21 protein-coding genes are annotated in these 26,361 nt (G+C 33.2%); 7 read left to right on the top strand and 14 right to left on the bottom strand.

Going from position 1 to position 26,361, the window contains the following annotated elements:
- Positions 1-165 precede the first annotated feature (165 nt).
- The 4 genes from ABD077_RS05395 to ABD077_RS05410 form a co-directional block, all read right to left on the bottom strand.
- Positions 166-1,791, bottom strand: a complete 1,626-nt coding sequence (locus ABD077_RS05395; protein WP_343911220.1) for a DUF1501 domain-containing protein — start codon at positions 1,789-1,791, stop codon at positions 166-168.
- Between the two features lie 8 nt (positions 1,792-1,799).
- Positions 1,800-3,260 carry a DUF1800 domain-containing protein gene (locus tag ABD077_RS05400; RefSeq protein WP_343911222.1) on the bottom strand — a complete coding sequence of 487 codons (1,461 nt, stop codon included), beginning with the start codon at positions 3,258-3,260 and terminating at the stop codon, positions 1,800-1,802.
- Positions 3,261-3,495: 235 nt separating this feature from the next.
- A complete protein-coding gene (locus ABD077_RS05405) occupies positions 3,496-5,121 on the bottom strand; it encodes a DUF1501 domain-containing protein (RefSeq protein ID WP_343911224.1) in 1,626 nt (541 codons plus the stop codon).
- A gap of 7 nt (positions 5,122-5,128) precedes the next feature.
- The gene (locus ABD077_RS05410; RefSeq protein WP_343911226.1) at positions 5,129-6,673 is read right to left on the bottom strand and encodes a DUF1800 domain-containing protein; all 1,545 of its coding nucleotides are present in this window, start codon (positions 6,671-6,673) and stop codon (positions 5,129-5,131) included.
- A gap of 103 nt (positions 6,674-6,776) precedes the next feature.
- On the opposite strand from ABD077_RS05410, the gene ABD077_RS05415 reads away from it, so the two are divergent.
- From ABD077_RS05415 to ABD077_RS05440, 6 genes are all read left to right on the top strand, one after another.
- Positions 6,777-7,673 carry a S66 peptidase family protein gene (locus tag ABD077_RS05415; protein ID WP_343911228.1) on the top strand — a complete coding sequence of 299 codons (897 nt, stop codon included), beginning with the start codon at positions 6,777-6,779 and terminating at the stop codon, positions 7,671-7,673.
- Positions 7,674-7,682: 9 nt separating this feature from the next.
- Positions 7,683-8,042: a YraN family protein gene (locus ABD077_RS05420; RefSeq protein ID WP_343911230.1), complete on the top strand. Its 360-nt coding sequence runs from the start codon at positions 7,683-7,685 to the stop codon at positions 8,040-8,042.
- 36 nt (positions 8,043-8,078) lie between these two features.
- On the top strand, positions 8,079-8,975 hold the full coding sequence (locus ABD077_RS05425) for an aldo/keto reductase (protein WP_343911232.1): 897 nt from the start codon (positions 8,079-8,081) through the stop codon (positions 8,973-8,975).
- Between the two features lie 99 nt (positions 8,976-9,074).
- A complete protein-coding gene (locus tag ABD077_RS05430) occupies positions 9,075-10,196 on the top strand; it encodes a helix-turn-helix domain-containing protein (RefSeq protein ID WP_343911234.1) in 1,122 nt (373 codons plus the stop codon).
- 79 nt (positions 10,197-10,275) lie between these two features.
- The gene (locus ABD077_RS05435) at positions 10,276-11,196 is read left to right on the top strand and encodes an NHL repeat-containing protein (protein WP_343911236.1); all 921 of its coding nucleotides are present in this window, start codon (positions 10,276-10,278) and stop codon (positions 11,194-11,196) included.
- 87 nt (positions 11,197-11,283) lie between these two features.
- On the top strand, positions 11,284-11,454 hold the full coding sequence (locus ABD077_RS05440; protein WP_343911238.1) for a hypothetical protein: 171 nt from the start codon (positions 11,284-11,286) through the stop codon (positions 11,452-11,454).
- Positions 11,455-11,515: 61 nt separating this feature from the next.
- Here the strand turns inward: ABD077_RS05440 and ABD077_RS05445 are convergent, their stop codons facing one another.
- From ABD077_RS05445 to ABD077_RS05485, 9 genes are all read right to left on the bottom strand, one after another.
- Positions 11,516-12,709, bottom strand: a complete 1,194-nt coding sequence (locus ABD077_RS05445) for a serine hydrolase domain-containing protein (protein WP_343911240.1) — start codon at positions 12,707-12,709, stop codon at positions 11,516-11,518.
- A gap of 89 nt (positions 12,710-12,798) precedes the next feature.
- A complete protein-coding gene (locus ABD077_RS05450) occupies positions 12,799-13,710 on the bottom strand; it encodes a helix-turn-helix domain-containing protein (RefSeq protein WP_343911242.1) in 912 nt (303 codons plus the stop codon).
- A gap of 261 nt (positions 13,711-13,971) precedes the next feature.
- Positions 13,972-14,289, bottom strand: coding sequence for a hypothetical protein (locus ABD077_RS05455; RefSeq protein WP_343911244.1), 318 nt, complete (start codon positions 14,287-14,289; stop codon positions 13,972-13,974).
- Positions 14,290-14,450: 161 nt separating this feature from the next.
- On the bottom strand, positions 14,451-17,816 hold the full coding sequence (mfd, locus tag ABD077_RS05460) for a transcription-repair coupling factor (protein WP_343911246.1): 3,366 nt from the start codon (positions 17,814-17,816) through the stop codon (positions 14,451-14,453).
- A gap of 62 nt (positions 17,817-17,878) precedes the next feature.
- Positions 17,879-19,024, bottom strand: coding sequence for an aminotransferase class V-fold PLP-dependent enzyme (locus ABD077_RS05465; protein ID WP_343911248.1), 1,146 nt, complete (start codon positions 19,022-19,024; stop codon positions 17,879-17,881).
- Positions 19,025-19,032: 8 nt separating this feature from the next.
- Positions 19,033-19,671, bottom strand: a complete 639-nt coding sequence (gene pdeM / locus ABD077_RS05470) for a ligase-associated DNA damage response endonuclease PdeM (RefSeq protein ID WP_343911250.1) — start codon at positions 19,669-19,671, stop codon at positions 19,033-19,035.
- Between the two features lie 23 nt (positions 19,672-19,694).
- Positions 19,695-22,157, bottom strand: a complete 2,463-nt coding sequence (locus ABD077_RS05475) for a ligase-associated DNA damage response DEXH box helicase (protein WP_343911252.1) — start codon at positions 22,155-22,157, stop codon at positions 19,695-19,697.
- The gene (locus tag ABD077_RS05480) at positions 22,154-23,782 is read right to left on the bottom strand and encodes an ATP-dependent DNA ligase (protein ID WP_343911254.1); all 1,629 of its coding nucleotides are present in this window, start codon (positions 23,780-23,782) and stop codon (positions 22,154-22,156) included. Before ABD077_RS05480 ends, ABD077_RS05475 begins: the two co-directional genes overlap by 4 nt.
- Entirely contained in the window at positions 23,779-24,807 is a 1,029-nt protein-coding gene (locus tag ABD077_RS05485) for a ligase-associated DNA damage response exonuclease (RefSeq protein WP_343911256.1), read from the bottom strand. Before ABD077_RS05485 ends, ABD077_RS05480 begins: the two co-directional genes overlap by 4 nt.
- Before the next feature lie 372 nt (positions 24,808-25,179).
- On the opposite strand from ABD077_RS05485, the gene ABD077_RS05490 reads away from it, so the two are divergent.
- Positions 25,180-25,749 carry an RNA polymerase sigma factor gene (locus ABD077_RS05490; RefSeq protein WP_343911258.1) on the top strand — a complete coding sequence of 190 codons (570 nt, stop codon included), beginning with the start codon at positions 25,180-25,182 and terminating at the stop codon, positions 25,747-25,749.
- A gap of 320 nt (positions 25,750-26,069) precedes the next feature.
- Here the strand turns inward: ABD077_RS05490 and ABD077_RS05495 are convergent, their stop codons facing one another.
- The gene (locus ABD077_RS05495; protein WP_343911260.1) at positions 26,070-26,303 is read right to left on the bottom strand and encodes a class I lanthipeptide; all 234 of its coding nucleotides are present in this window, start codon (positions 26,301-26,303) and stop codon (positions 26,070-26,072) included.
- Between the last annotated feature and the right edge of the window lie 58 nt (positions 26,304-26,361).

Consider the following 26,361-nt stretch of genomic DNA (forward strand, 5'->3'; position numbering starts at 1 on the left):
CTAGGTAAAATAAGAACCCTTTATATAAATAATATGGTTGTTTTATGAATAGTTCGTTCTTAGATATTATATGTGTTTTTTTATTTAAACGAAGAGTATTAGAAATAAAAATCAGCATCTAAAAAGCTAATAGATGCTGATTTCATGTGTTTTGATGAATTTTGTTTAAAAAATAATAACAGGTTTGCTATAGCTTTTTTTGCCTTTTGTGATTCTATAAGCATAAAAACCTTCAGATAGTGTGGTTTTTACAGCCTGTTTTACATTTATAACGTGTTCTCCTTCTAAAAGAATTTCATTTTTTAGATTGGCAATCTTTTGTCCAGAAGAACTATATAAGTCCACATTAGTATGACCAGCTTCGGCATTTGTAATGTGTATATATGATTGATTACCAGTGTAGGTAACGGTATGATTAAAATTGTCGAATGTTGGAATCTCATCACCATCGGTGCCATCTGTTCCTAAACTATTACAACTGAACCCTAAATCAAGGTTACTGTATTGTTGACCAAGTAATACTTCATTTACTAAATTACTATCAACACATAGCCATTCTTTCATGATGGAAGCATATACCTGCCTAAAATCATTGGTGTTATATAGATTACCGTTCTGATTTAAATTGGACAAGTCCGGGTGATCACCAATAAAACCGTTACCTTCTAAACCAGTTCCGAAAAGCATCATAGGAGCAGCCGTACCGTGGTCAGTTCCTCTAGATCCGTTTTCTTTAACTCTACGTCCAAATTCGGAGATTGTCATAGAAAGTACTTTATCATCCCATCCGGCATCTGCAAGATCTTTATAGAAATAGTCCATGGTTTCTGATAATTGAGTAATCAATTCTTCTTGTCTGTTTAATTGATCGTTATGAGTATCGAAACCACCAAGAGTTACAAAATATACTTTAGTCCCTAAATTGCCTTTAATAAGTCGGGAAACAACACTTAATTGCTGAGAAAGACGATTATCCGGATAATTTCCAAAATCGGAGGTTCTTTCATAAGCTTCATTAATAACACCGGCATATGTAAATGTTGTATTAGCAACACCTTTCAGGTACCCAACTTTTTCACCATGTGTACAATCTGGTAGGTTATTAAGGTCATACAATGAACCATTTTGTGCTATTTCAAATAGTTTTTTAGGATCGGCAACAGAAAATGCAAAATTATTTTGAGACCCATTAAAAATAAGATTACCGCTACTTCCAATTTGAATCGCCGCAGGTTTTTCTGGTGGATTAAGTAAGTAATCGGGATATATATTTTCGAAATATCTTGCCATCCATCCAGAAGTTTCTTGATCAGTTACATCTGATGTTGCCCAGATATCTGATCCTGTAAAATGAGATAAAGCACTTTGTTCATATCCAACACCATGAACTATTTTCATCTGACCATTACCCCAAAGTTGTTCGAATTTATTGGCATAATTGGGCATACCGTATTCATCGTTAAGATTGAAAAGCTGGTTTTCCCTAATTCTAATATTTGGTCTTGCGTTAGCATAGGTGTCATATTGATTTAAGGGAATAATAGTATTTAAACCATCATTTCCTCCTTTAAGCCTTACAATAACCAGAACTCTATCCGTTTCAGCATCATTAAGAGCGGCAGACAGAGGGGAAGGTTTAGATACGGATAATGCAGTATTGGCAAATGCAACAGTTCCTCCACCTACAATCCCTAAGGCTTGTAAAAATGAGCGTCGGTTCCATTTTTTATGTTCTTTGGTATTACAACTCCCTGATTGAGGTGTAAAGTTTGTATAATGAGTATCGCACATGATGTTTTTTATTTAAGTTGGAATTCTGGAATTTTTATTAGAAACTGTAAAAGATTGTATACTTGCTTAGGAGCAGTATTCCAATCTAGATCCCAAGTGCCATCTTCAAAATAATTTTCTGGAACTTGATCTTTAAAAATTTCTAATCCTTGAGCGTATTCTGTATCGCTAATAAGTTCTTTGGATAAAAAATTATCCATAATAGATTTAGAGACAAACTCGACATCATTGGAGTTTCCACCTACAATACTTTTACCAATTGCTCTAAATTGTTCTTCATTATGTCTCCAAGCTCTCCAAACGTACCAACCTAGTCTATCCCATCTTAGAGTTATTGTGCTAGAATCAATCCAATCCTTGTCACCTTGCCAGCCTGCAACATCAACAGGCTTTAGTAATTCTTGACCTAGTTCCTGGCAACCTCCCCGTATTTTGTTATTAAATTCGAAATCAGCCGGTAATTCGAAACCTAGATCTTTAAAAAAGTTAATCTGAACATCTACAGGACTTTTGATATGAACGCCATATGATTTTTCATCAAAGAAATGTTCACTTTTAAAAAGTTGTCTGAGTACAGGAGCAATTTCAAAATTGTTATCTAAAAATGTTTGTGCAAGTTGATTCACAATACTTGTGTTCACAACTGGACTTACAAAGTAACGATAGAATTTACCACATATAAATTGTGCTATTTGTTGTGGTCTTTGTTCAAAAAGAATGTTGATAACATCATTATAATCCCAATTTCCAACTTGACCGAATATCGTTTTATCTTCGTTGTCAAATTTATTGGCATCGAATGTGATGGCTCCCCATCGTTGTTCTCTTTTATTCCAACCAGTAAGAGCTCTGGATGTTTCAACAATATCGTTTTGCGTGTATCCATTATCTACGCCTAATGTAAAGAGTTCATAGAGTTCTCTTCCGTAATTTTCATTGGGTTTATTCTTTGTGTTTTCATATCCATTAAGATAGATAAGCATTGCGGAAGAAAGACCAATATCAGAAGTAAATTCTTTAAAATTTCCTATAGAGTGTAATTGCAATAGGTTATAATATTGAAACAAATATGCAGGGCTTTGATAATTAACATCTTCTGTTACAAAATGATTACTCCAAAATAAGGTAAGACGATCTCTAAGGTTATTCTGGAACATATCTGCTACCATTTGATTTTTCCAGTCTCTTCTATAACTGAATGGGTTATCTGGAGTAGCATCAAAATCATCTTTTACCCAATATCCCCATACAGGCGCTGGGGTTGGATTTAAGTTCAAAGCCTCATCGATGAGATTATCAATTAAAGCAGAAGGGGTTTGATTAAGAGCATCATCTACCATTTGCGGAGTTGCTCCAAAACCAAGTCTTCTAAATAAATGATTCACTTTTTGTCTATTCCAAGGATTTGAATTGTTGGGTGAATAGACATTTAATGAAGCAACATTACATGAAGTATTTGTTGTTGTCATAAATAGATTGAGTTAGTTAAGAATTTTGTTCGTTCGATTAAAGCGAGTGATTATTTGGAGTTGTTTTTATTTAAAATTAAAAAACGTTATAAATTACGCAATAACAGTAGTTTTTTTGTTGCTAATCTAGTATTCGTTTAAGTTGAGCTAGTATTTGTGACACGTAATAAAAAAAAGCACTTTTTGGTTCACCAAAAAGTGCTTTTTTTATTGATTTTTTGAACAGTTTTCTGTTTTAAGAGATTAATAATGATTTACTAAACTTTCCAGATCCTGTTTCGATTCTATATACATATTGTCCGGTACTAAGTCTGGTCTCAGAGGAAGCTTTAACATCAATCACATGTTCTCCTTCTAGAAGCATTTCATTTCGTAATGTTGCTACTTTTTGACCAATGATATTGAACAAAGTAATATCCACATGAGTGGTTTCTGGATTATTAATATTGATATAAGTTTGACCACCATCATATGTTACAATATGTGAAAGTGTTTCTCCGTCTCCAGGTATATTAGGGCTTACTCCACCACAAGAGAATCCTAAATCTAGGGATTCGAACTCTGCTCCTAGTAATGCATTATTTACTGTGTCAGGATCGATACACATCCATTCTTTCATGACAGTAGAATAGATTTGTCTGAAATCATTAGTACTCTCTGCATTAAACCCTACACTAGGGCTGTCAGGAAGTGTAGGATGTTCTCCTATAAAACCATTTCCATTAAGTCCCGTTCCAAAAAACATCATAGGAGCAATCGTTCCATGATCAGTACCTAACGAACCATTTTCTACTAATCTTCTTCCGAATTCGGAAATTGTCATCGTTAACACTTTATCATCCCACCCAGATGCTTGAAGATCTGCATAAAAGGCGCTAATTCCTTCAGAAAAAGAATTTAATAATTGCTGATGTCTTTGTATTTGGTTATTATGTGTATCGAAACCACCAAGGGTAACCATATATACTTTGGTGCCTAGATTTCCTTTAATCAAACGAGCTACAATTCTCATTTGTCTTGCAAAATTATCATCTTCTAAGTATCCTCCAAAATCTGTCGATCTATCAAAGGCTGCAGAAATTGCTTCGGCATATGTATAGGTAACATTTGTACTTTCTCTAATAAAATTCAGACGGTCTCCGTAAGTACATTCTGGTGAAGGGTCTAAACTATATCCTTGATTTTCTATGTAAGCCTCTAATCGTCTTGGATCCGAAATTGCAAAAGAAAAGTCATTTTCTGGTCCTCTAAAAATTAGGTTACCTAAACTACCAATTTGGATGGATGGAGGACTTGGAGGTGGATCAGTAATATAATTAGGATATAATCTCTGAAAATATCGTCCCATAAACCCAGAACGTTCTTCTTCTGTTAAATTTGTATTTGCCCAGATATCAGTACCTCTAAAATGTGATAGTGTTTGATCTTCATACCCCACACCATGTGCTACTTTCATCATACCATCACCCCATAAATTTTCCAATTTATTCATAGGCTTAGGCATTGCGTATTCATTTTCTTCTAAATTGATGAATTCGCTGGGAGGGATTTTTATTAAAGGTCGGGCATTTGCATAAATGTCATATTGATTTACTGGAATAATAGTATTATAGCCGTCATTTCCTCCTCCGAGTCTGCATATAATTAAAATATTATCGGTTTCAGCCTGACTTAAAGCTACGGATAGAGGAGAAGGTTTGGAAACAGTAAGGTTTGTATTTGCTAGCATCATTGATCCTCCTCCTACAAGTCCTAATGCTTGTAAAAAAGATCTACGATTCCATTTTTTGTGATCATCTGTATTACAAACGCCTTCTTTAACGTTCGTTTTTATATTGTTGGGGTGGTGTGTATCGCACATAGGTTAATTATTTAAGTTGGAATTCAGGTAATTCATCAATGTGACTTAGTAGCGCATAAAATTGATCAGGAACTCCTGATAAATCTAACGTCCATAAATTAGGAGCAACAGCATCTGAATCATAGTAATTTTCGGGATAAAATTCCTTGAATATGGCTAATGCTTCATCGAACAAAGTTTGATCTTCCAAACCTCTTGGTAAAAAATAATCTAAAATTGCCTTAACTACAACCGTTACTTGTTCTCCTTGCAAGGTGTTATTTACAAATCCATCTGCTAGTGTTCCTATCGGAAGACCGTTTAAGAAGTCACCAAATTGTGTCTGGTTTTGAGCGTAGAAAGTATTGATAATATTTTGAACTCCTTCCCATCTACCAATCAGGTAATCTGGGCTAATCCAATCTTCATCTCCTTGCCAACCTTCTACATCAATTGGATTCAAAACTTCTTGTCCAATAGTAGTAGTTCTTCCAAGTAATGAATTCAGTGAAGCAAGTGAAGGAGGTGATTCAAAATTTAATTGATTAAAATGGGAAACAAATAAATCAATTGGACTTTTTATTATAGCTCCTATCGCTTCTTGATCAAAGAAGTGCTCACTCTTGAATAGCTGACGCAATACAGGAGCAATTTGGAAATTATTGGTAATAAACGTTTGAGCCATTTCTGCAACAATCGCTTCATTACAGGTAGGACTAATGAAATAAGTATATAACTTACCACAGATAAAATTTGCAATAAGTGTTTCTCTTTGGACAAACAGATGCGCAATGACATCATCTGGACTTCCTAAACCATAGTATCCAAAGTTTGCTGATTGACCAAAAATGGTTTTGGTATCGTTACTAAACTGACCAGGATTAAAAGTAATAGGTCCCCAAGGGATATCATTGGTCTCTGTCCAACCAGTAATTGCTTTTGCAGTTTCTAGGATATCACTTTCATCATATCCATTATCAACTCCTAGCGTAAATAACTCGTATAATTCACGTGCATAATTTTCATTAGGTCGATCTCTGGTGTTTTCATCTCCATTTAAATATACTAACATGGCAGAAGAAATTCCTATGTCGTACACGAATTGTCTAAAATCGCCGAGGGCATGAAATTGAAGAAGATTATAATATTGGTATTGGTATGCAGGACTTCTATAGGTTTGGTCCTCTGTTACAAAATGGTTGCTCCAAAATAGAGTCAAGCGATCTCTTAATCCATTTTGTAAGAAATCATAAATCATTTGTCGTTTACCTTCTTCCTGATAAAAATTTATATCGTTGTCTTCATTCAGCATTTCTGCTGCTTCAAACTGATCACGATTCCAGAAGCCCCATTCTGGAGCAGCTGTAGGAACTAGTGCCAAGGCTTCGTCTATTAATGAATCTACTAACGCTGAAGGATCATTTTGATTTAAAGCGTTAATTACCTGTGCTTTAGTAGCTCCGAAGGCGACCCTGCGATATAAATGATTTATTTTACTTACATTCCAAGGGTTCTCTGCTGTAGGAATATAAGGGTCTAACGATGCTAAGTTACATGAAGTATCAGAGATCATAGGCAATAGGTTTAATTAGTGTTAAGGGACGATTTTCACTGTAATATAATAGTTTAGAACGAAAACATTTGTTAATTAGTATGATAAATTGAAATTTTAAGAAATGTTGAAGCCAAATTTTGTAGGAAAAGGAGATAAAATAGCAATTGTTTCCACGGCCAGAAAGATCACTAAAAGAGAGATTAAAGAAGCAATTAATATTTTAAAAGAATGGGATTTGGCACCAGTTATAGGAACTACAATTGATGTAGAAAATAATCAATTTGCAGGAACGGATAAACAAAGGAAAGATGATTTTCAGAAGATGTTAGATGATCCAGAAATTAAAGCTATCTGGTGTGCTCGTGGAGGTTATGGAACAGTACGAATTATTGATTCACTTGATTTTACAAATTTTCGAAAACATCCTAAATGGATCATTGGGTATTCAGATATTACGGTTATTCATTCACATGTTCACAATCTAGGAGTTTCTACAATACATGCTGCAATGCCGGTAGATATTTTTAAAAGTACAGAGCAGGCAAAACAGTCTTTGTACAATGCACTGTTTGGAACTCGTTTTAACTATAGAGTACCTTCGACACCTATTAATAAAATCGGAAAGTCTCGTGGACAATTAGTAGGAGGGAATTTATCTATGCTTTATTCCATCTGCGGATCTTCTTCTTCTTTGGATTGTACTAATAAAATACTCTGCATTGAAGATTTAGATGAATATTTATATCATATCGATAGGATGCTTCAGAATCTAAAGAGGAATGGATATTTTGATAAATTGTCTGGTTTGGTTGTAGGAGGGATGACTAAGATGCATGATAACAATATTCCTTTTGGAAAAAATGTAGAGGAAATTATTTTAGATATTGTGGCAGCTTATGATTTTCCAGTAGTGTTTAATTTTCCTATGGGTCATATAGAAGATAATAGAGCATTGATCTTAGGGGCTGAAGTTTCTTTAGAAGTTTCAGAAGATGAGGTAATTTTAGAATATGTATAATTCATTGGAATGGCAGAACATAATAAACTAGGGAAAGAAGGAGAGAAATTAGCAACGGAATTTTTAGAAAGTAAAGGGTATACTATTCTCAAAAAGAATTTTAGATATCAAAAGGCAGAAATCGATATCATTGCTAAAAAAGATAATGTAGTTATCGCAGTAGAAGTAAAAACAAGAAGTACTCCAGAGTTTGGCGATCCCCAAAATTTTGTAAAACCAAAACAAATACTATCATTAGTAAAAGCAATTGATCACTATGTTATAGAGAATGATCTGGATGTAGAAATTCGTTTTGATATTATTGCCATTATAAAAAATGCTTCAGGAACCCGAATTGAACATCTAGATGATGCATTTTATCATTTTTGAGAAGAAACGATTAAATAAAAATAGATACCATATACGATGAACTTTCGCAAATTTGGAAATTCGAATCTGGAGATCAGTGAAATCTCTTTTGGATGTATGTCTCTTCAAGAAAATTCAGCAGATGATATAAAGTTAATTCAAACCGCTTTTGATAAGGGAATCAACTATTTTGATACTGCCGATTTATATCAAAATGGGGAAAACGAGATACTTCTGGGAAAAGCAGTAAAGAGTTTTCGCGATCAAATCATTATTGGAACTAAAGTAGGAAATAAACTGAGAGAAAATGGAGAAGGTTGGGACTGGAATCCGAGTAAAAGATATATCATTAAAGCAGTTGAATATAGTTTAAAGAGATTACAAACTGATTATATAGATCTTTATCAATTACATGGAGGTACTATCGATGATCCTATTGATGAAACCATTGATGCTTTTGAAACATTGATCGAACAGGGTAAAATAAGGCACTATGGAATTTCATCTATTAGGCCGAATGTTATTAGGTCGTACGTGCAAAGGTCTAATATTACAAGTGTAATGATGCAGTATAGTCTTTTGGATAGAAGACCCGAAGAATCTTGTTTGGAGTTATTGCTGGAAAATAATATCAGCGTTTTGGCAAGAGGCACTTTGGCCAAAGGATTATTGGCAGGGAAATCAATAAAAGAATATTTAGATCATTCAGTTTTGGAAGTGGAACAAAATCTTGAAAAATTAAAAGATGTATCTAATGATAATCTATCCTTAAAAGAAGCTGCGATACAGTTTGTACTTAAACATTCGGCAATAAGCTCATCTGTGATAGGCATTAGAACAAAAAAGCAATTACTAGATTGTTTAGAAACATTAAAATCACCTTTATTTTCTGATGTAACGTATCAGAAATTACTAAATACGATCTCAATACATCGTTATAAGAATCATAGATGAAATTAGCTAAAACAATGGTTAAAGTAGTATGAGTGTACCCAAACGTACTACCTGATTTTAAAATTTGGTTAGTTTTGAAATAAACGAAAAATCTCTGGTATGAATTCTTTTGGAATTATTGATTTGTTACTTTTCTTGGGAATTAGTCAAGGTGTTTTTCTTGCAATTACGCTGTCATTATTACATAATAGAAATAAATCGGCTAACCGAATTTTAGCATTACTATTGCTTATTGCTTCTATTATGTTAATAGGAAGAATATTTTATCCAAAATTTTCTGGAGTACTCTTCTTTAGAATTGCATGTTTTGTAGATACATTGATTTTTATTTTTGGTCCATTATTGTATATCTATATTAGGAGATTGACTTTTTTTGAATCGCCAGTATATCGAATGTCTTTGTATCATTTTATTCCAGCATTTCTTCATCTTACTTTTTTTGGTTGGACACTATTTTATTCTCAGGAAGAAGTATTAAAAATGATAGAGAATGGAGATTTTGGAATGATTTATTTTATTGTCGAAACCTTAGGCTTAGCTAGTAATCTTATGTATACTATTATGTCTTATGGTTTATTACAAATCTATAAAAAAGAGGAAAAAGCAAATCTTTCATATTCTCAAAAAGTCCAAAAATATATTGAGATGTTTTTGATAGGTATTTCTATTTTTATGATTTTATGGGTTATAAGTTATCTGAATAGTTTCTTTATTAGAAGAATAGAATTGGCTTTTGTAAGTTATCATTTAATTTGGGTTTCGATACCTGTTTTTATTTATATAGTTGGTTTCTTTAGTTTAAAACAGCCAGAGGTTTTTAGAATTCCTATACAGAAGAAAAAAAGAGAAATAAAGCAGCGATTGTCGGGAGAAGAGTTAGAGCAGCTCAAGAAATCTTTGGAGGAGTTAATGGTTGCTAAAAAAATATATCTTAATAACGAACTTACGTTGAAAGATCTTTCTCAGGAATTGGGTACTACTACCAATAATGTTTCTTGGTTGTTAAATAATATTCATCAATGTAGTTTTTACGACTATATCAACCAATATAGAGTTCAGGAATTTATTTTAAAAATTCAGAAAGGAGAACATTTTAAACACACGATTTTGGCCTTATCACTAGATTCTGGTTTTAATTCTAAATCTACTTTTAATAAAGCATTTAAAATGGTTAAGAATGATACTCCAAGCAATTATATTAAAAGTTTAAAAACTAGCTAAAAGCGTTTCATAGTATACACTCGGTCGATTTGAGGAGATTTTTGATTCAATTTTGAAGTAAACTTTAAAATTAAATCAAATGAAACGAACAGTTAGTTGTTTTTTTAGTCTTCGAAAATTAAGATATACTCTTATTACTTTATGGGGTCTTCTTGCATTTTTATTGCTTTCTTCATGTATATCAGGAGAAGTACCAAATATTAGTACCTCCGTAGAGACGGTAATAGAAGGTTCCTTTTACGATGGGTTGGCCATTGATCGAAAAGGGAATTTATACGGGTCTGATTTTGTTGGAAATACAGTTTATAAAATGAATCCAGATAGAAAAGTTACCGTATTTGTAGATGGATTAGTTTCTCCAAACGGTATTGGGATTAACAAAAAGAATGAAGTATACGTTTGCGATCATTTTGGAAATACTATTTATCAATATTCTGAAGATGGAGTCCAATTAGATAGTATTCCTGCAATTTCTCCAGCAGGAATCAAAAGAATACCAGGAACAAATGATATGTTATTTGTTGAATATAATACGAATACTATTAACATTTTATCAGAAGATAATATTGTAACCAAACTATATGAAGGAATACCGATAAATGGACCTGCAGGAATAGCATTTGATCGAAGAGGAGACGCATATATAGGAAATTTTAATGATAGAAAGATCTATAAGTATAAAGATGGAGATCTTACTTTTATTGCTGAGTTACCTGCAACAGCTGCAAATGCCAATTTCCTCGGATTTTTGACATATGCACGAGGTTTTCTTTTTGCTACTCAACTTGGAGAACACAAGATCTATAAAATTAATCCTAATAAAGAGAACGAATTTGAGGTATTTGCCGGAAGCATTTTAGGAAATAACGACGGTGATATTTCTGAGGCTACCTTTAATTTCCCAAACGGAATTTTGGCAAGTAGAAATCAGAAGACTTTATATGTTTCTGATGCAGGAACAAGTAATCTTCGAATTATAGAAAGTAGTATTGAATATTAAAATCAATTTAACTATAAAAAAGGGAATTTTCCTCTCTTTTATTTTGTAACTTATACCAGAATTCAAATAATCTTAAAACAAATTATTATGTTAAAATCAATTTTAGCTCAACAAGGAGTGAATCAATTAAACAAGGAACAGCAACAAGTTATCAACGGTGGAGGAGGATTAAATTCCGAATGTCATTCGGATAGTGAATGTGATTATCCACTAATCTGCGCAGGATGCCTATGTAGACCCGTAGGCGGACCATTCTAAGAAAAAAGGCTAATTCAAATATTTTAAAGTCCAGAATATGAAAATATTCTGGACTTATTATTTATATAGTATTTTGATGTATAAATATTTTAGCAATTGCATATACATTTTCGAATAAATCTGCAGATGTTCCATTTTTATTGGCTAGCATTGATATAGATAAATTATACTCTGGAAATAGCATTAGTAATGAAATAGATCCATTAGCAATGCCACCATGATGCCATATATTAATTTGTGTCCCATTTTCGAATATATCTTTGGTGTCATTTCTCCATCCAATAGCATAATTTTGTTCATTCACCTCAGAACTATTAAGTGTTATTGGTGTCGTGAGTAGATCTCTGGTTTGTAGGTCAAAAAGACAATGATTCATAAAAGCGTTTCCTAACTTAACCAAGGCTGTAGGAGATGCTAAGTATCCTCCACCAGCCCATTTATTGCTGTTGTTAACGGGATACACTTCTTTGTACTGTTGATCTTGCACCTCGTAAAATTTTGCCGCATTTTTTAAGGTTTCAGAGGTCTCTTCTTCAATATATTTTGCTTGTAAAGGATCAAAAACAGATTCTTTCATGAATTTTGGGAATACTTTTCCAGTAGCTCCTTCTAGCATAGCACTTACTAATGTATAATTATAGCTGCTATAGCTAAACTGTTCTCCAGGATCAAATAATAACGGATCATCGCTAAATAATCTTACACTTTGTTCTACACTAGAAAACGAGTCGTTGTTATAATATTCCCAAACAGGAAAGCAAAAGCAAACCCCGTAGTTTCGTATTCCCGATGTATGAGAAGCCAATTGTTTTAGCGTAAGTTCTCCAAGATGATTTTTTATATAAGGAACTAGTTGTTTTACTTTTTGATCCAAACGAAGTTTATTTTCTTGAAGAAGAACTCCAATTCCTAAGGAAGTTACAGCTTTTGATGTACTTCCTATTCTGAATTTAGTGTTGAGATCTACCAATGTTTTGTTTTTAATATCTTGATATCCCATCGCATTAGACCAAATTACCTTGTTATTCTGACCGACAGCAATCGATACAGCTGGTGCATTTAATCTTTTATAGATAATTTTTAAAATACTATCAGCTTTTTGTTGCGTAATATTTTTATGTGCGTGTATTGGGTTTAATTCACTTTTGCCAGGAGAATTATTCCAACCTGATGTATATGTAAAAATAGGCTCAAAAAAGAAGTAGCTTAATAGTAATAAGATTATAATTGTTATAGATATGATCGCTTTTTTCATGATAGTTTCTGATTAAAATTGAGATAGGTTTCCCAGTCATTAAGAGTTGTTCTTAATGAAGAAAAAAGAATTCTTAAGAAGTGAGAATATTATTCTAGATGAGTTTCTTCTTGTTTAGCTTTTATCATTTCAGAAATTCTGAACAACAAAATAATTTCTAAGATAATAGTTGGAGTAAGCAAGAAATATCCTAGAATCCCTAATAATACTGTTGCCATACATCCATAAGCAATGATTTCGAAGATTCCTGTAGTTTTGGCTAGCATTCCTAGAGCATTTTGTAATCTAATTACAGAAATTCCAAATAGAACACCGATAATACCAATGGATACGCTATGAGCACCTACTATGTACATGGTGTCAAATTCTCCAAGATATATGGATATGATATCATAACTATAGAAAATGATTGTCATAATAGTTAAGATAAAAGCTATAATTCTTAACAGATAGTTTTTGAAAATTTTGCCGGATAATATAAATCCCCGCATAAACAAAATAAATGAAGCTAGCACTGTTAATTTAAGAATACTATAGATTGCATTAGATACAATCATCGAATTATCAAAGTATCTTGCATAATCAAAAGCAAACTCAACGAAGCCTAATATAAAATAGATGATTCCACTAATCCATGAGATGGTAAGTTGTCTATTTAAGAAAGAAGCTTCTTTACTATCGTCAATGTCTAGTAGAAATAGTTTTTTAAATTCTTTGGTTACCTGAGAATCTCTTGTTTGGATGTCTTCGAGATCATAATCTAAAGCGGACAATATGGTTTTAATAGTGTAACTTCTTGGTGTTACTTCTCCTGCTTCTATGCGTTGAATGGTTCGAACACTAATGTTACATTGTTCTACGAGTTCTTCTTGAGTTAACCCTTTGGATTTTCGTAATTCGGATATTTTTATTCCTAATGCTGGCTGTTTCATGATTTTTAAGTTTTTAGATTCTGTAGAAGTAGTATTCTCTGCAGTAGAATGACTAGAACTTGTTTTCATTTGATACAGCAATATTAGGTGTATGAGATAGTATCTCAAATTTTTACGCTTGACTTTGACCCGACATTAACCTGACATTTCAGTTATAATGCGGTGTTCGAAGATTTTGCTAGGTTTATTTGATTTTGAAATATAGGAATTATTTCGAAGTATTTGTGTTTGTCTTAAGAAGATATTTGTAGCAATCACACAAAATTAAAATGGAAGATAAGTGAACTTAATACAAAAAAGAAATATAGTTTTTAAAAGTATAGAAAATAATTAGGCACAATTTCTCATATTATTTAGGTAGCTTTTTACCTCTATAAACATTGCCTGTTTACTATACATATTGTCTATGTTATTTGAAGAATGATATCCAAAAACATAATTCGCAGAAAATTCTTCGATATCTATCAATTCTGGATGGTTTTTATAATTTTCCAATTCTTCTGCAAATCGTTGTTTTAGATTTTTATAATTTATAGCATATAGTTTATGGGTATCTAATCCATCGATTATCTGATAAACCTTATCATTAATCTTTTTTATTTGCTTCCAAGTTCCTTTTAAAAAACTAAATTCTTCTTTCCTTTTCATAATCTAAGTTGGTTTTTACATTATATTCTGATGTAAAATTACCTAGAAAAGGAACGTACAAATATTTTAAACGATTAGTTAGGCATTACTGTCGACGAATTGCAATTAAGTGTCGTTAAGCTGAAAATTCTTTAGAATCCCTTGCGTTAGATGGAACTTTACTAAGAATTTTGTTCGGTTTTTTGTTTAAATTTTAGAGGTTGCAAAACGTGTAACGCACGATCAATGGTATTAATATTGTCAAACGTTAGTAACAACCTTAATCCGTTTCTCGTATTTTTTTCTTTCATCTTACACTTAGTTGGGTTTTTTTGTACAAATTGAAGTACTTGACTAAATGCAGGGCTTTGGTAGAAACTAGATTGTTGATCGCTTATGAAATATCCAATCAATTTGTTTTGTTTCATGATAACCTTCTCAATTCCGATACTTGTAGCAATCCATTTAATTCGTACCGAATTTAGAAGATCAGTGGCTTGATCTGGTAATTCTCCAAAACGATCTATAAGTCGTTTTTCATAAGCTTGTAGTCCTTCTTCATCTTTGATCTCATTAAGCTCTTTATATAAGTTAAGACGTTCTGTAATATTATTAATATAACTATCAGGAAACAACAATTCGAAGTCTGTATCGATTTGGGTATCTTTTAGATAGACTTTTTCTTTAGAGGTATCTTCATATAATTCTGCGAACTCATTTTCTTTCAGCTCCTCGATAGCTTCATTTAAGATTTTCTGATAGGTGTCAAATCCAATTTCATTAATAAAACCACTTTGCTCTCCGCCCAATAAATCTCCTGCACCTCTAATTTCTAAATCTTTCATAGCGATATTAAATCCACTTCCCAATTCCGAGAATTGCTCTAATGCTGTAATTCTTTTTCTGGCATCGTCGGTCATTGCAGAATACGGAGGTGTAATAAAGTAACAAAAGGCTTTCTTATTACTTCTACCGACACGACCACGCATTTGATGTAAATCAGAAAGCCCAAAATTATTGGCGTTATTGATAAAAATAGTATTGGCATTAGGTACATCCAATCCACTTTCTACAATAGTAGTAGAAATTAATACGTCGAATTCTCCATTCATAAAAGAAAGCATGAGACTTTCTAGTTTTTTTCCATCCATTTGTCCGTGTCCAACAGCCACCTTAGCATCAGGTACTAAACGTTGTACCATTCCGGCTACTTCTTTAATATTTTCTATTCTATTATGAATAAAATATACTTGTCCTCCTCGTTGTATTTCATAACTAACGGCATCTCTGATGCTTTCTTCATTAAACCGAATAACATTGGTCTCTATTGGGTAACGATTTGGTGGAGGAGTAGTAATGGTCGAAAGATCTCTCGCCGCCATTAAACTAAATTGCAATGTTCTTGGAATAGGAGTTGCCGTTAAGGTTAATGTATCTACATTTTCTTTAATAGTTTTTAGTTTATCCTTTACCGATACACCGAACTTCTGTTCTTCATCGATAACTAACAAACCAAGATCTTTAAATTTTACATTTTTATTTACTAATTGATGCGTTCCAATAATGATATCTACTTTACCATTGGCTAAGTCTTCTAAGGTTTCTCTTTTTTGTTTGGCAGTTCTAAAACGATTCACATAATCGACAACAACTGGAAAATCTTTGAGTCGTTCTCTAAAGGTTTTTGCATGCTGAAAAGCAAGGATGGTTGTGGGTACAAGTACTGCGACTTGTTTTCCATTGTCAACAGCTTTAAAAGCAGCTCTTATTGCCACTTCTGTTTTACCAAAACCAACATCCCCACATATCAGACGATCCATAGGCCTCTCACTTTCCATATCAGCTTTTACTGCTTCTGTTGCGGTGCTTTGATCTGGAGTATCTTCATAGATAAAGGAAGCTTCTAATTCATGTTGCAAATAACTATCAGGGGCATACTGAAATCCTTTCTGTAGTTTTCTTTTAGCGTATAATTGAATTAAATTAAATGCAATATGCTTTACTCTAGCTTTTGTTTTTTGTTTTAGCGTTTTCCAAGCTTTAGACCCTAATTTGTAGATCTGTGGAGCTTTGCCATCTTTACCATTAAATTTCGAAATTTTATGAAGGGAATGGATACTAAGATATAGCACATCGCGCTCTCCATAAATGAGTTTGATGGCTTCTTGTTTTTTGCCTTCAACATCTATTTTTTGTAAGCCACCAAATTTTCCAATTCCATGATCAATATGAGTTACATAATCTCCAACTTCGAGATTAGTAAGTTCTTTTAGCGTAATCGCTTGCTTTTTGGCGTATCCACTTTTAAGATTGAATTTGTGATAACGCTCAAAAATCTGATGATCTGTATAACAAATAATTTTTTGATCATGGTCTATAAAACCCTGATATGCAGAAAAAACAACCGTTTCATATTGTTTAACGTCTAAATCAGCATCATCAAAAATGTCATGGAAACGTTTTGCCTGTTGTTCGCTAACACAAAAGATATAGTTTTTATAATCCGCTTCATGATTTTCATTAAGGTTTTCAATTAATAAATTGAATTGCTTATTAAATGAAGGCTGAGGTTTTGTGTTATATTTTATAGCATAATCAGCTTTGGTAAAAGGTCGATTGCCAATTTCTACTAATGTAAAATCTAAAAGTTGTTTTTTAATAACTTCTGATGAGGTAAATAATTCATCCGGAGTTGCATGTTTGATATCTTCTGATAATGTTTTAAAGGCCTCTTTAGCTTTTTCATAATTTTTGTCAATTCTTGAAGATAGTAGATCAATATCTTTGACAAAGATTACTGTTTTAGAAGCTATATATTTTAAGAAACTTTCACGAGTTTCTTGTATGGCTTTATTCTCTACATTGGGAATAATAGTGATTTTCTTAATTTGATCGGTAGACAATTGTGTTTCTACATCAAAAGTTCTAATACTATCTACTTCATCACCAAAAAATTCTATACGATAAGGTTCATCATTACTAAATGAAAAAACATCTACAATTCCACCACGAACCGAAAACTCTCCGGGTTCAGTTACAAAATCGACTCTTTGGAATTGATATTCGAATAACACTTCATTTACAAAATCCAATGACAATGTATCGCCAATCGAAATTTTTAGCGTGTTCTTTTCTAGTTCTTTTCTGGTTACTACTTTTTCGAATAAAGCATCTGGGTATGTAACAATTAGAGCAGGTTTTTTTCTGGAGTTAATTCTATTTAATACTTCGGCTCTAAGCAACACATTCGCATTATCAGTTTCTTCGATCTGATAAGGACGTCGATAACTTCCGGGATAAAAAAGTACATTTTTATCACCTAATAATTGTTCTAAATCATTAAGGTAGTAGGCAGCTTCTTCTTTATCATTAAAAATGCATAAGAAAGGTTTTTCACTTTTGTGAAAAGCATCTTCTATGGTAAAGGATAAAGATGATCCAACAAGACCTTGAATATGTGTTTTACTTTCAGACTGGGCAATAGCAGTTCCCAGTTTCTGCAATTGCGGAGACTGTGCAAAAGTTTGCGAGATAGCTGTTTTACTCACGTAGCAAATATTTTAAAGCAAATATAATAGCTACATAGTTGTATCCAAAAAATATAGCTGATTTATAAGTGAAACTGAGATAACAATTTTTCAAAATCCTTTTCAGAATTATACACATTACAAGATACTCGTATGGCATTTCCTCTGTAGGAAACAAAAATTTGTTCTTTTTTTAGATTAGCTTTTATTTTTTCTAAACTCAAATGCTCCGGAAGATATATGCCAAATAAGTGATGTGCTCTATAGTCGGCATCTTCTATAAAACAATCTAGGGTTCTAAGTTTATCAATAGTTGCTTTTGAAATGTTTTTAGTGTACTCCTGAATATTTTTAGGTTGCCATTGGATCAACTGTTCGATGGCTTTCGTAAGCATTGGAGTTAATATAAAATTGCTAGATTCTCCAACGGAATATCTGGCTGCTTTTTCTTTATACTGATCTTGATAATTAGTCAATCCAGAAAAATCTTCACTATTATGTCTGTTCATCCAATTGTGCTCTATAGGTGTTCCATTGCTAAAAGCATCACTGTAATATGCCATTCCAATGGAATAAGGACCTAATAACCATTTGTATCCCCCACATATTAGGGCATCTGGTTGTATGTCTTCTACAGAAAATGGCAATGCACCAATACTTTGAGTTCCATCAATGACCATCATAGCATTTACAGCGGTTGTTTTTTCTCTAATCGCTTGGAGATCAAACAAAGTGCCATCTGCCCAATGCACATGTGGTAAAGCAATTACAGCTGTGTTTTTCGAAATAGCATCTAAAATAGATTGATTCCATTTTTTGCCACGGCTGTTAAATTCTTTAGGAGGATATACAATTTTTATAAGTGCATTATTCTTTTTAGCTACTTCTTGCCAGATATAAACATTACTAGGAAACTGTTCATCTACCAAAATGATTTCATCTCCTTTTTGTAGTGGAACATTATTCGCAGCATTCGCGATTCCATAAGAGACAGAAGGTATGATAGCAGTATTATTATGGTCTGGTGCATTGATTAACGATGCGAAACGTTTTTTTAAAACTTCTCTTTGACTAAAAAAATCTTCAGGTAAAATTCCATAAGGTTGTGCTTTTCTTTGTACCGCAGAAATACCAGTATCTGTTACCGATTTTAGCTGTGGAGACATATATGCTCCATTGAGATAAGTGATTTCTTCAGAAAGATCAAAAAGATGTTGTTGGTTTTGCATATGAAGTATTATTGATGCACTAAAATAACTTCCTTTTGGGTAATAGCATATATTTTAACTTTTTCTATAGGTTCTAAGATATGAGTGCCAGTAAACTCCCCAAAAGCAGGAAGTATTAATTGATGTTTTGTTTGATAAAAACAAGGCAAACGCAAACGCTGCTTACCTAGACCACCCAGTAGCACTCCTGGATGAATATGCCCGCAAAAATTATAGTAACCGTCACGTTCTTCTGGATGATGACTTAATAAAAAACCATCTATCAGTATTTCTGAAGCTACTTTTATACCAATTTTCTCGTATTTAGATGGTGAAATAATATCATGGTTACCGACAACAAGAACGAATTCTATGGTTGACCTTTGAGAAATCCAGGATTCGAAGACACCCCATTCCTTATTCAGGTAACTATGAAAAAGATCTCCCAGAAAACAGATATGTTTGGGGTTAAATACATTTATAACATGGTCTAGTTGTTCAAAGTTTTTTTGGATTGCATTTTGTGGAACGGCACTACCATGTTTTCTAAAATGAGACACTTTACCGAGATGTAGATCTGCAATCAAAAGCATATTTCTTTCTTCCCAAAATATAACTCCAGAAGGGTGTAAGATGAAAGATTGATGTTGTATTTGTATTTTTTGCAATTTCTAAAGGAATGCTAATAAACTTATTTCTTAGACAACAAAGCTACCATCTTTTTGATACGATCTTCTAATTTTTCGCTAGACATTTTTTCACGAAGTCGATCTGTAATAATTGGAAAAGAAAGAGGAGTTGCTTTTTTACAGGATTTCCAAACGATTTTTTGCTGTTCAATTCTTTCTAATGCTTCTTGTAAACGTCCTTCTTCCAACTGATGTTCGAAGGTTTCTATAAAAGCCTGTTGGTATAGAAGATTGTCTGATTCAAAGTCTCTAAAAACATTAAATAATAATTGAGAACTGGATTGAAGATGCTTGTTTTTGAGCATTTTTTCTGGATACCCTGTAAATACCATCCCAGAGATCACAGCAATATCTCTAAATTTTCTTCTTGCCATTTCTGTAGCATTTAAGCTTTTCTGAAGATCGCTATGCATATATTCTTTGGTAAAAAAATCATTATCGATCACTTGCTGCATATCTATTTCCTGATCAGATAATAACTCAAAACCATAGTCATTAAAAGCTATGGAGAAAGAAATGGGGGATAAGAGGCTAATACGATAGGCTAATAAACTTCCTAAAGCTTCATGAACAAATCTTCCTTCAAAAGGATAAAAAATTGCATGATATCCTTCTTTAGTTTTAAAGGTTTCTATTAAAAACTCTTCAGGACCAGGAATGATACTTTCTTCCTCTTGCTTTTTAAATATGTGAGACAATGCGATTAATTCTGGAGACTTTTTTTCTTCATTAGTAGCTTTGTATAATTCGTTACGAAGCAATTCAGACATTTGAGAAGTGAGTGTCAATCTTCCACCCATCCAGCTTGGGACTTTAGAGGTTCTTTTAGAAGATTTTCGAACCAATACTTTCATTTCCTTTATCCGAACAAGTTCAAGGTTTCTACCAGCAAAGGTAAATACATCACCTGGTTTCAATTTAGAGATAAACCACTCTTCAATACTACCAATATAACCACCTTTAAGGTACTTTACAGTTAAGACTGCATCGCTTACAATAGTTCCAATCTGCAGACGATGACGCATGGCGATTCCTCGATTATTAACTTTAAATAATCCATCTTCCAGAATTTCTACTTTTTTATACTCATCATATTGTTGCAAGCTTTGACTACCGATAGTAATAAAATTAAGAATCCATTTCCAGTCCTCTTCAGAAATTGCCTGATAGCAGAAAGTATTTTTGATTTCTGGGAAAATGGTTTCTGGATGGAAACCATCTGAAACAGCCAGTGTGGTAAGATATTGCACGAGTACATCAAAACTATTCAAATAAGGAATACGATCTTCTACTGTATGTTGTTGAACAGCTTGTTGCAAGGCAGAAGCTTCCACTAGTTCTATAGCATGTGTTGGTAAAAAATAAATCACACTGGTTTTACCAGGTTGATGACCACTACGACCTGCACGTTGTAAAAAGCGAGCTACTCCTTTGGGTCCGCCTATTTGAATAATAGTTTCTACAGGAGCAAAGTCCACCCCTAAATCCAGACTAGAAGTACAAACCACGGCTTTTAGTGATTCATTTCTGATGGCTTGTTCTACCCATAAACGTGTTTCTTTATTGATACTGCCATGATGCATGGCCATTTCTCCCGCAAACTCGGGATATTTTTGTAGAATTTTCTGGAACCATATTTCGCATTGACTCCTTGTGTTGGTAAATAACAAAGTTGTTTTACTCTTTTTAATAATGGGCACTACCTCATCCAATAAGTGAATCCCTAAATGGCCTCTCCAAGGAAAGGTTTCCATTTCTTTAGGAATAATACTCTGAACTTTAATTTTCTTTTTGATATTTGCTTTTACGAGAATCGAATTCTCTAATGCTTCTGATTGATGACCTAATAATACTTCTCTCGCTTGTTCCAGGTTTCCAATAGTAGCTGAAATTCCCCAAATGCGAAGATCTTTTGCAATAGTTTTAAGTCGAGATAAAGCTAATTCAATTTGTACTCCACGCTTGGTTCCTAAGAGTTCGTGCCATTCATCGATAACTATTGCAGTGCAGTTTTTAAAAGTTTTATCATATCCTTTGGAAGCAAGTAACAGTTGAAGACTTTCTGGAGTAGTAATTAGTAAATCCGGCATGGATCTTTTTTGTGCTGCTCTTTCTTTTTGGGAGGTGTCACCGGTGCGAATTCCTACAGTGAGTTGTGTGCCTAAGTCTTCGGCAAATCGTTCTGTGGCTTGCTTTATTTCTTGTGATAATGCTCTTAAGGGAGTAATCCATATAGCTTTTAAACCTTTTTTATGTTTGTTTTTATAATCAGGGTTTTGTTTGATGTAATTGAGAACAATCGGTACCCACAACGCATAAGTTTTTCCACTACCTGTTGGAGCGTTTAACAATCCGTTTTTTCCCTGTAAAAATGCTTTCCAACTTTGTTTTTGGAAAGGAAAAGATTTCCATTGCTGTTGCTGAAACCAGGATTCTGCTATATTAAAGAGTTCCTTTTGTGTCATGAATCCTGTATGTTACTTGGAATTAGTGTTTTTAAATCTTCTAAAGAATTGGCTTCTTCAATTTTTTTGTCTTGTCTCCATCGTAAAATACGAGGAAAACGGGTAGCAACACCACTCTTATGTCTTTTAGACAAAGCAATTCCTTCGAAAGCTATTTCGAAAACTAATTCTGGAGTTACACTTCTTACCGGTCCAAAGCGCTCTAGTGTATTTGCTTTTATAAATTTATCAACTTCTCGAAATTCTGCATCGGTTAATCCAGAGTATGCTTTTGCAAATGTTACGAGTTCCGTTTTGTCATTATTCCATAATCCGAATGTGTAATCCGTAAATAAATTAGATCGCCGCCCATGACCTCTCATGGCATAGGTAAGTACGGCATCTATAGTTAAAGGATCTACTTTCCATTTCCACCAATCGCCTTTTTTACGTCCCACCAAATAAGGAGAATCTTTTCTTTTTAGCATTAATCCTTCTGATCTTACTAATCTAGATCTATCACGTTCTTTTGCTAGTGCTGACCAAGAAGTAAAGGTCATTTTTTCTGATAGATGTAAAGGAATTTTATGCTCTTCTGGTGTTTGTGTACTTAAAATATCATCGTATAAAGATTCTAATAATTCTCTTCTTTTAGAAAAAGGAAGGTTTCGAATATCTTTTCCTTTCCATTCTAATAGATCATACGCTTTTAATATAACAGGCGTTTTTTGCAGTAAATTTTTAGAAATGGTTTTTCTACCGATTCTGGTTTGTAGATCATTAAAAGTTCCAATTTCTCCGTTAGGAAATGGTAAAATTTCACCATCCAGAACGGTTCCATCAGGAATAAAATCTAAGAACTTTTGAAATTCAGGGTATTTGTCAGTAACCAATTCTTCGCCACGACTCCAAACAAAGATTTCTCTATTTCGAATAATAATTTGTGCTCTAATTCCATCCCATTTATGTTCCGCATACCATTCTGAGACATTTCCTAAATCAGAAACTTCATTTTCTACAGCATACGCTAAATAGAAGGGGTAGGGTTTAGAAAGAAAGTCAGATTCCTTTTCTTCTAGTACTAAATCCTGATAGGAAATAGTATTTGGATTCCAATTTCCCATAAGCTTATACGCTAAAATATCTTCATCAATTTGTGTGGCTTTTGATAAAGCTCGTGTCATTAATTTTTGACTAACTCCAATTCGAAAACCACCAGTAATTAGTTTGGTAAATACAAAACGTTCATAGTAATTTAAAACCTTCCAGTTTTCATGAAGGTATGTCTTTTTTTCTTGCTCAGTTTTCTTTTTAAGAGTAATCATTTCTTCAAGAAATTGGGTCAGCGTTTTTGTAGTGCTTTTTGTGGAAGATGGAATTACCAAAGCAATGGTTTCGGCAAGGTCCCCTACAATATGATAAGATTCTTCGAACAACCAAAGTGGAATATTAGCTAGTTCTGAAGCCCATGTTCTTAATAAGGTAGTATTTACAGGCCTAGGAGGTCGCCGATGCGAGAGAATAGCAATCGTCCATACTTTGTCTTTTTCTGGTGCTTGCTCAAAATAGGTGGCTAACGCATTTACTTTTACGTTTGTTTTATTCGTACTGTCTAAAGTTTTGATGAGGTTCGCAAATTGTTTCACTCGAGAACCTCACTTTCTTTTTTGGTATCTATTTCGGCAAGTTCACCTTCGTACTGTGTTTTCTCTGTTCGGGCATCATACCCTAATTCTCTTAGATATTTTGAAAAAATCTCCGTGTATCCGTGTGTGGTAATAATTTTGGTTGCTCCAGTTTCGTTAATGGCGGTTAATAACCCATCCCAATCACAATGATCAGAAAGCACAAACCCCTTGTCTATTGCTCTACGTCGTCTTGCTCCTCTAAAGGTCATCCATCCACTTGCTGATGCAGTAACATAAGGAACCATTTTTCTGATCCAAGTACTACCATGAGCACTTGGTGGAGCAATAACGATATTACCAATAAAATCTTCTTTTTTGGTTTCTCTTGTCACCAAGGTTGTCTCTGGAAAGGAAACCATAGGTCGAATAACATTTGTCATATTTTCTATGGCGCCATGGGTATAAATTTTACCAATTTCTGGATTTAAGTATTTTAAGAGACGTTGTGCTTTTCCCAGAGAATATCCAAAAAGAATGGATGTTTTACCTTCAGATTTATTTTCTGCCCACCAATTATTAATATCGTTAAAAACATCTTTTTGAGAAGCCCATTTAAACGCAGGTAATCCAAAAGTACATTCTGTGATAAAAGTATGGCATTTAATAGGTTCGAAGGGAATTGAGATTCCATCATTTTCTACTTTATAGTCTCCTGTAAACACCCAAATTTCACCTTTGTGCTCCACTCTGATTTGCGAACTGCCAATGATATGACCAGCAGGATGAAAGCTAAACGTTACATTATTGATCACAAAAGTTTCTCCGTATGCTTTTCCAGTAACATTTATATCTCCTAAGCGATGCTTGATAATAGGGATATTCGTATGGTGTGTTATATATTGTTTGTGTCCCCATCTGCTGTGATCTGCATGACCATGAGTAATGATTGCTTTATCTACAGGTTTCCAAGGATCTAAATATACTTTTGCAACAGCACAATAGATTCCTTTTTCTGTAAATTTTAAAAGTGGTCTAGATGGCATAAGGAGTTAGAACTATATTCTTATTGTTTTTTGGAAATTACGGAATACTGGTTTTACAAAAAAGTGTTTAGTGAAATATTAGGAGTTGTTGATGCTCTTTCTTTGGGTCTTATTTTGCAGAATAGTTAGTATAAATTCCTCTGTTCCGCACTTTTTTTGTCTATTTCTCTTTGTATAATGAAAGAATTGTTATCTCATCTTAGTAGGGGTTTAATTGTTTGATATTTAAATTTTTAATATTCGATTTCATAAGTTCCAATTCCATGAATTGGACGCGCGTCTTCTTGCTTATTAATATTTTGTGAAGCTATATTTGATCTCAGGATAGTGAAGAAAGAATTTTAGAAAATAACTTTCAGGAGTACTAAAAATATGAAAGAGATTAGCGATCAAGAAATGCGAGAAGGGATAATAAGTGGAAATGAAATCATCATAAGGAGGTTTTATCAAAAGAACTTTCCCATAGTCAAAAATTATATTCTTCTAAATGGTGGTTGTTTGGAAGACACCGAGGACGTTTTCCAAGATGCGCTGTTATTGTTATATCTAAAATTGAGAAACCCAGAGTTCATGATCAGGCCTCCAATCCAAAATTATTTTTACGGTGTTTGTAGAAATATGTGGTTAAAGACTGTAAATAGAAACAAAAAACTGTTGTTTATGGATCTTTTGAACAATGACTGGAATCATGAAGAATCTACTGTCATAGAGAAGCTTTTTCAGAAAGAACGTAAACAACTGTTTCACGCGTATTTTGCTAATCTACAGGATACAACAAAAAGGTTGTGGCAGCTAATTTTTGAAGGGAAAGATTACCAAGAGATGGCGCGAATTACTGGATGTACCGAGAATTATTTACGGAAAAAGAAGAGTGAAACTAAAAAGAGGATGATCCAAAATATCTCTAAAGATCCTGTTTTTAAAGAATTAGTGAAAATATAAAAAGTACTATAGTAGACATATTCCTTGAGTGTCTTTAACTGTTCAGGGATAAAACATTTTAAATACTTTATACGATGAATAAATTAAGAAAATTAAACGGGGTAAAAACAATTTCTAAAAGCAATCAACAAGCTATTAATGGAGGATTTGGTTGCCCTATTTGTCCTGCAGGGACCTGTTCTCAATTGGACTTCTTCACAGGGAAACATGTAGCTTGCGTTCCTTGCTAAGATTTTTAAACAAGCTTAATAATAAAGCCACTCTTTTTAAAGGAGTGGCTTTGTTTTACTCATATATTATGAATCTATAGGGTTATAAAATTAATCCCATACACCACATATTCTTATACGAGATTTGCACCCATTGGAACCAGAACAGTCATATGTCCAATCAGTAGGACAATTTTCTTCACTATTACAACCATCAGGAAGTAAAGTAGCATCGTTATGCAAGGTTAAGGTGTTTCCTCCTTTTACATCATAAAAATTACGTTTTTCTAATTTGGCAACCTTAATTTTGTGTAAGCTAAGCTTTTTCCCTTTTTTGTTTTTCATATATATGTTCTTTTTGTTTCAGAAATAAAAGTAATTATTATTCTTTTTGAAAAATTTA

It is taken from the genome of Aquimarina litoralis, from assembly GCF_039523995.1.
GTDB classification, from domain to species: Bacteria; Bacteroidota; Bacteroidia; order Flavobacteriales; family Flavobacteriaceae; genus Aquimarina; species Aquimarina litoralis.

Bases quoted from the DNA above. Each gene is read 5' to 3' on its own strand.
- ABD077_RS05395 (WP_343911220.1), bottom strand. From the start codon at position 1,791: ATGTGCGATACTCATTATACAAACTTTACACCTCAATCAGGGAGTTGT.
- ABD077_RS05400 (WP_343911222.1), bottom strand. From the start codon at position 3,260: ATGACAACAACAAATACTTCATGTAATGTTGCTTCATTAAATGTCTAT.
- ABD077_RS05405 (WP_343911224.1), bottom strand. From the start codon at position 5,121: ATGTGCGATACACACCACCCCAACAATATAAAAACGAACGTTAAAGAA.
- ABD077_RS05410 (WP_343911226.1), bottom strand. From the start codon at position 6,673: ATGATCTCTGATACTTCATGTAACTTAGCATCGTTAGACCCTTATATT.
- ABD077_RS05415 (WP_343911228.1), top strand. From the start codon at position 6,777: ATGTTGAAGCCAAATTTTGTAGGAAAAGGAGATAAAATAGCAATTGTT.
- ABD077_RS05420 (WP_343911230.1), top strand. From the start codon at position 7,683: ATGGCAGAACATAATAAACTAGGGAAAGAAGGAGAGAAATTAGCAACG.
- ABD077_RS05425 (WP_343911232.1), top strand. From the start codon at position 8,079: ATGAACTTTCGCAAATTTGGAAATTCGAATCTGGAGATCAGTGAAATC.
- ABD077_RS05430 (WP_343911234.1), top strand. From the start codon at position 9,075: ATGAATTCTTTTGGAATTATTGATTTGTTACTTTTCTTGGGAATTAGT.
- ABD077_RS05435 (WP_343911236.1), top strand. From the start codon at position 10,276: ATGAAACGAACAGTTAGTTGTTTTTTTAGTCTTCGAAAATTAAGATAT.
- ABD077_RS05440 (WP_343911238.1), top strand. From the start codon at position 11,284: ATGTTAAAATCAATTTTAGCTCAACAAGGAGTGAATCAATTAAACAAG.
- ABD077_RS05445 (WP_343911240.1), bottom strand. From the start codon at position 12,709: ATGAAAAAAGCGATCATATCTATAACAATTATAATCTTATTACTATTA.
- ABD077_RS05450 (WP_343911242.1), bottom strand. From the start codon at position 13,710: ATGAAAACAAGTTCTAGTCATTCTACTGCAGAGAATACTACTTCTACA.
- ABD077_RS05455 (WP_343911244.1), bottom strand. From the start codon at position 14,289: ATGAAAAGGAAAGAAGAATTTAGTTTTTTAAAAGGAACTTGGAAGCAA.
- ABD077_RS05465 (WP_343911248.1), bottom strand. From the start codon at position 19,024: ATGCAAAACCAACAACATCTTTTTGATCTTTCTGAAGAAATCACTTAT.
- ABD077_RS05475 (WP_343911252.1), bottom strand. From the start codon at position 22,157: ATGACACAAAAGGAACTCTTTAATATAGCAGAATCCTGGTTTCAGCAA.
- ABD077_RS05485 (WP_343911256.1), bottom strand. From the start codon at position 24,807: ATGCCATCTAGACCACTTTTAAAATTTACAGAAAAAGGAATCTATTGT.
- ABD077_RS05490 (WP_343911258.1), top strand. From the start codon at position 25,180: ATGAAAGAGATTAGCGATCAAGAAATGCGAGAAGGGATAATAAGTGGA.
- ABD077_RS05495 (WP_343911260.1), bottom strand. From the start codon at position 26,303: ATGAAAAACAAAAAAGGGAAAAAGCTTAGCTTACACAAAATTAAGGTT.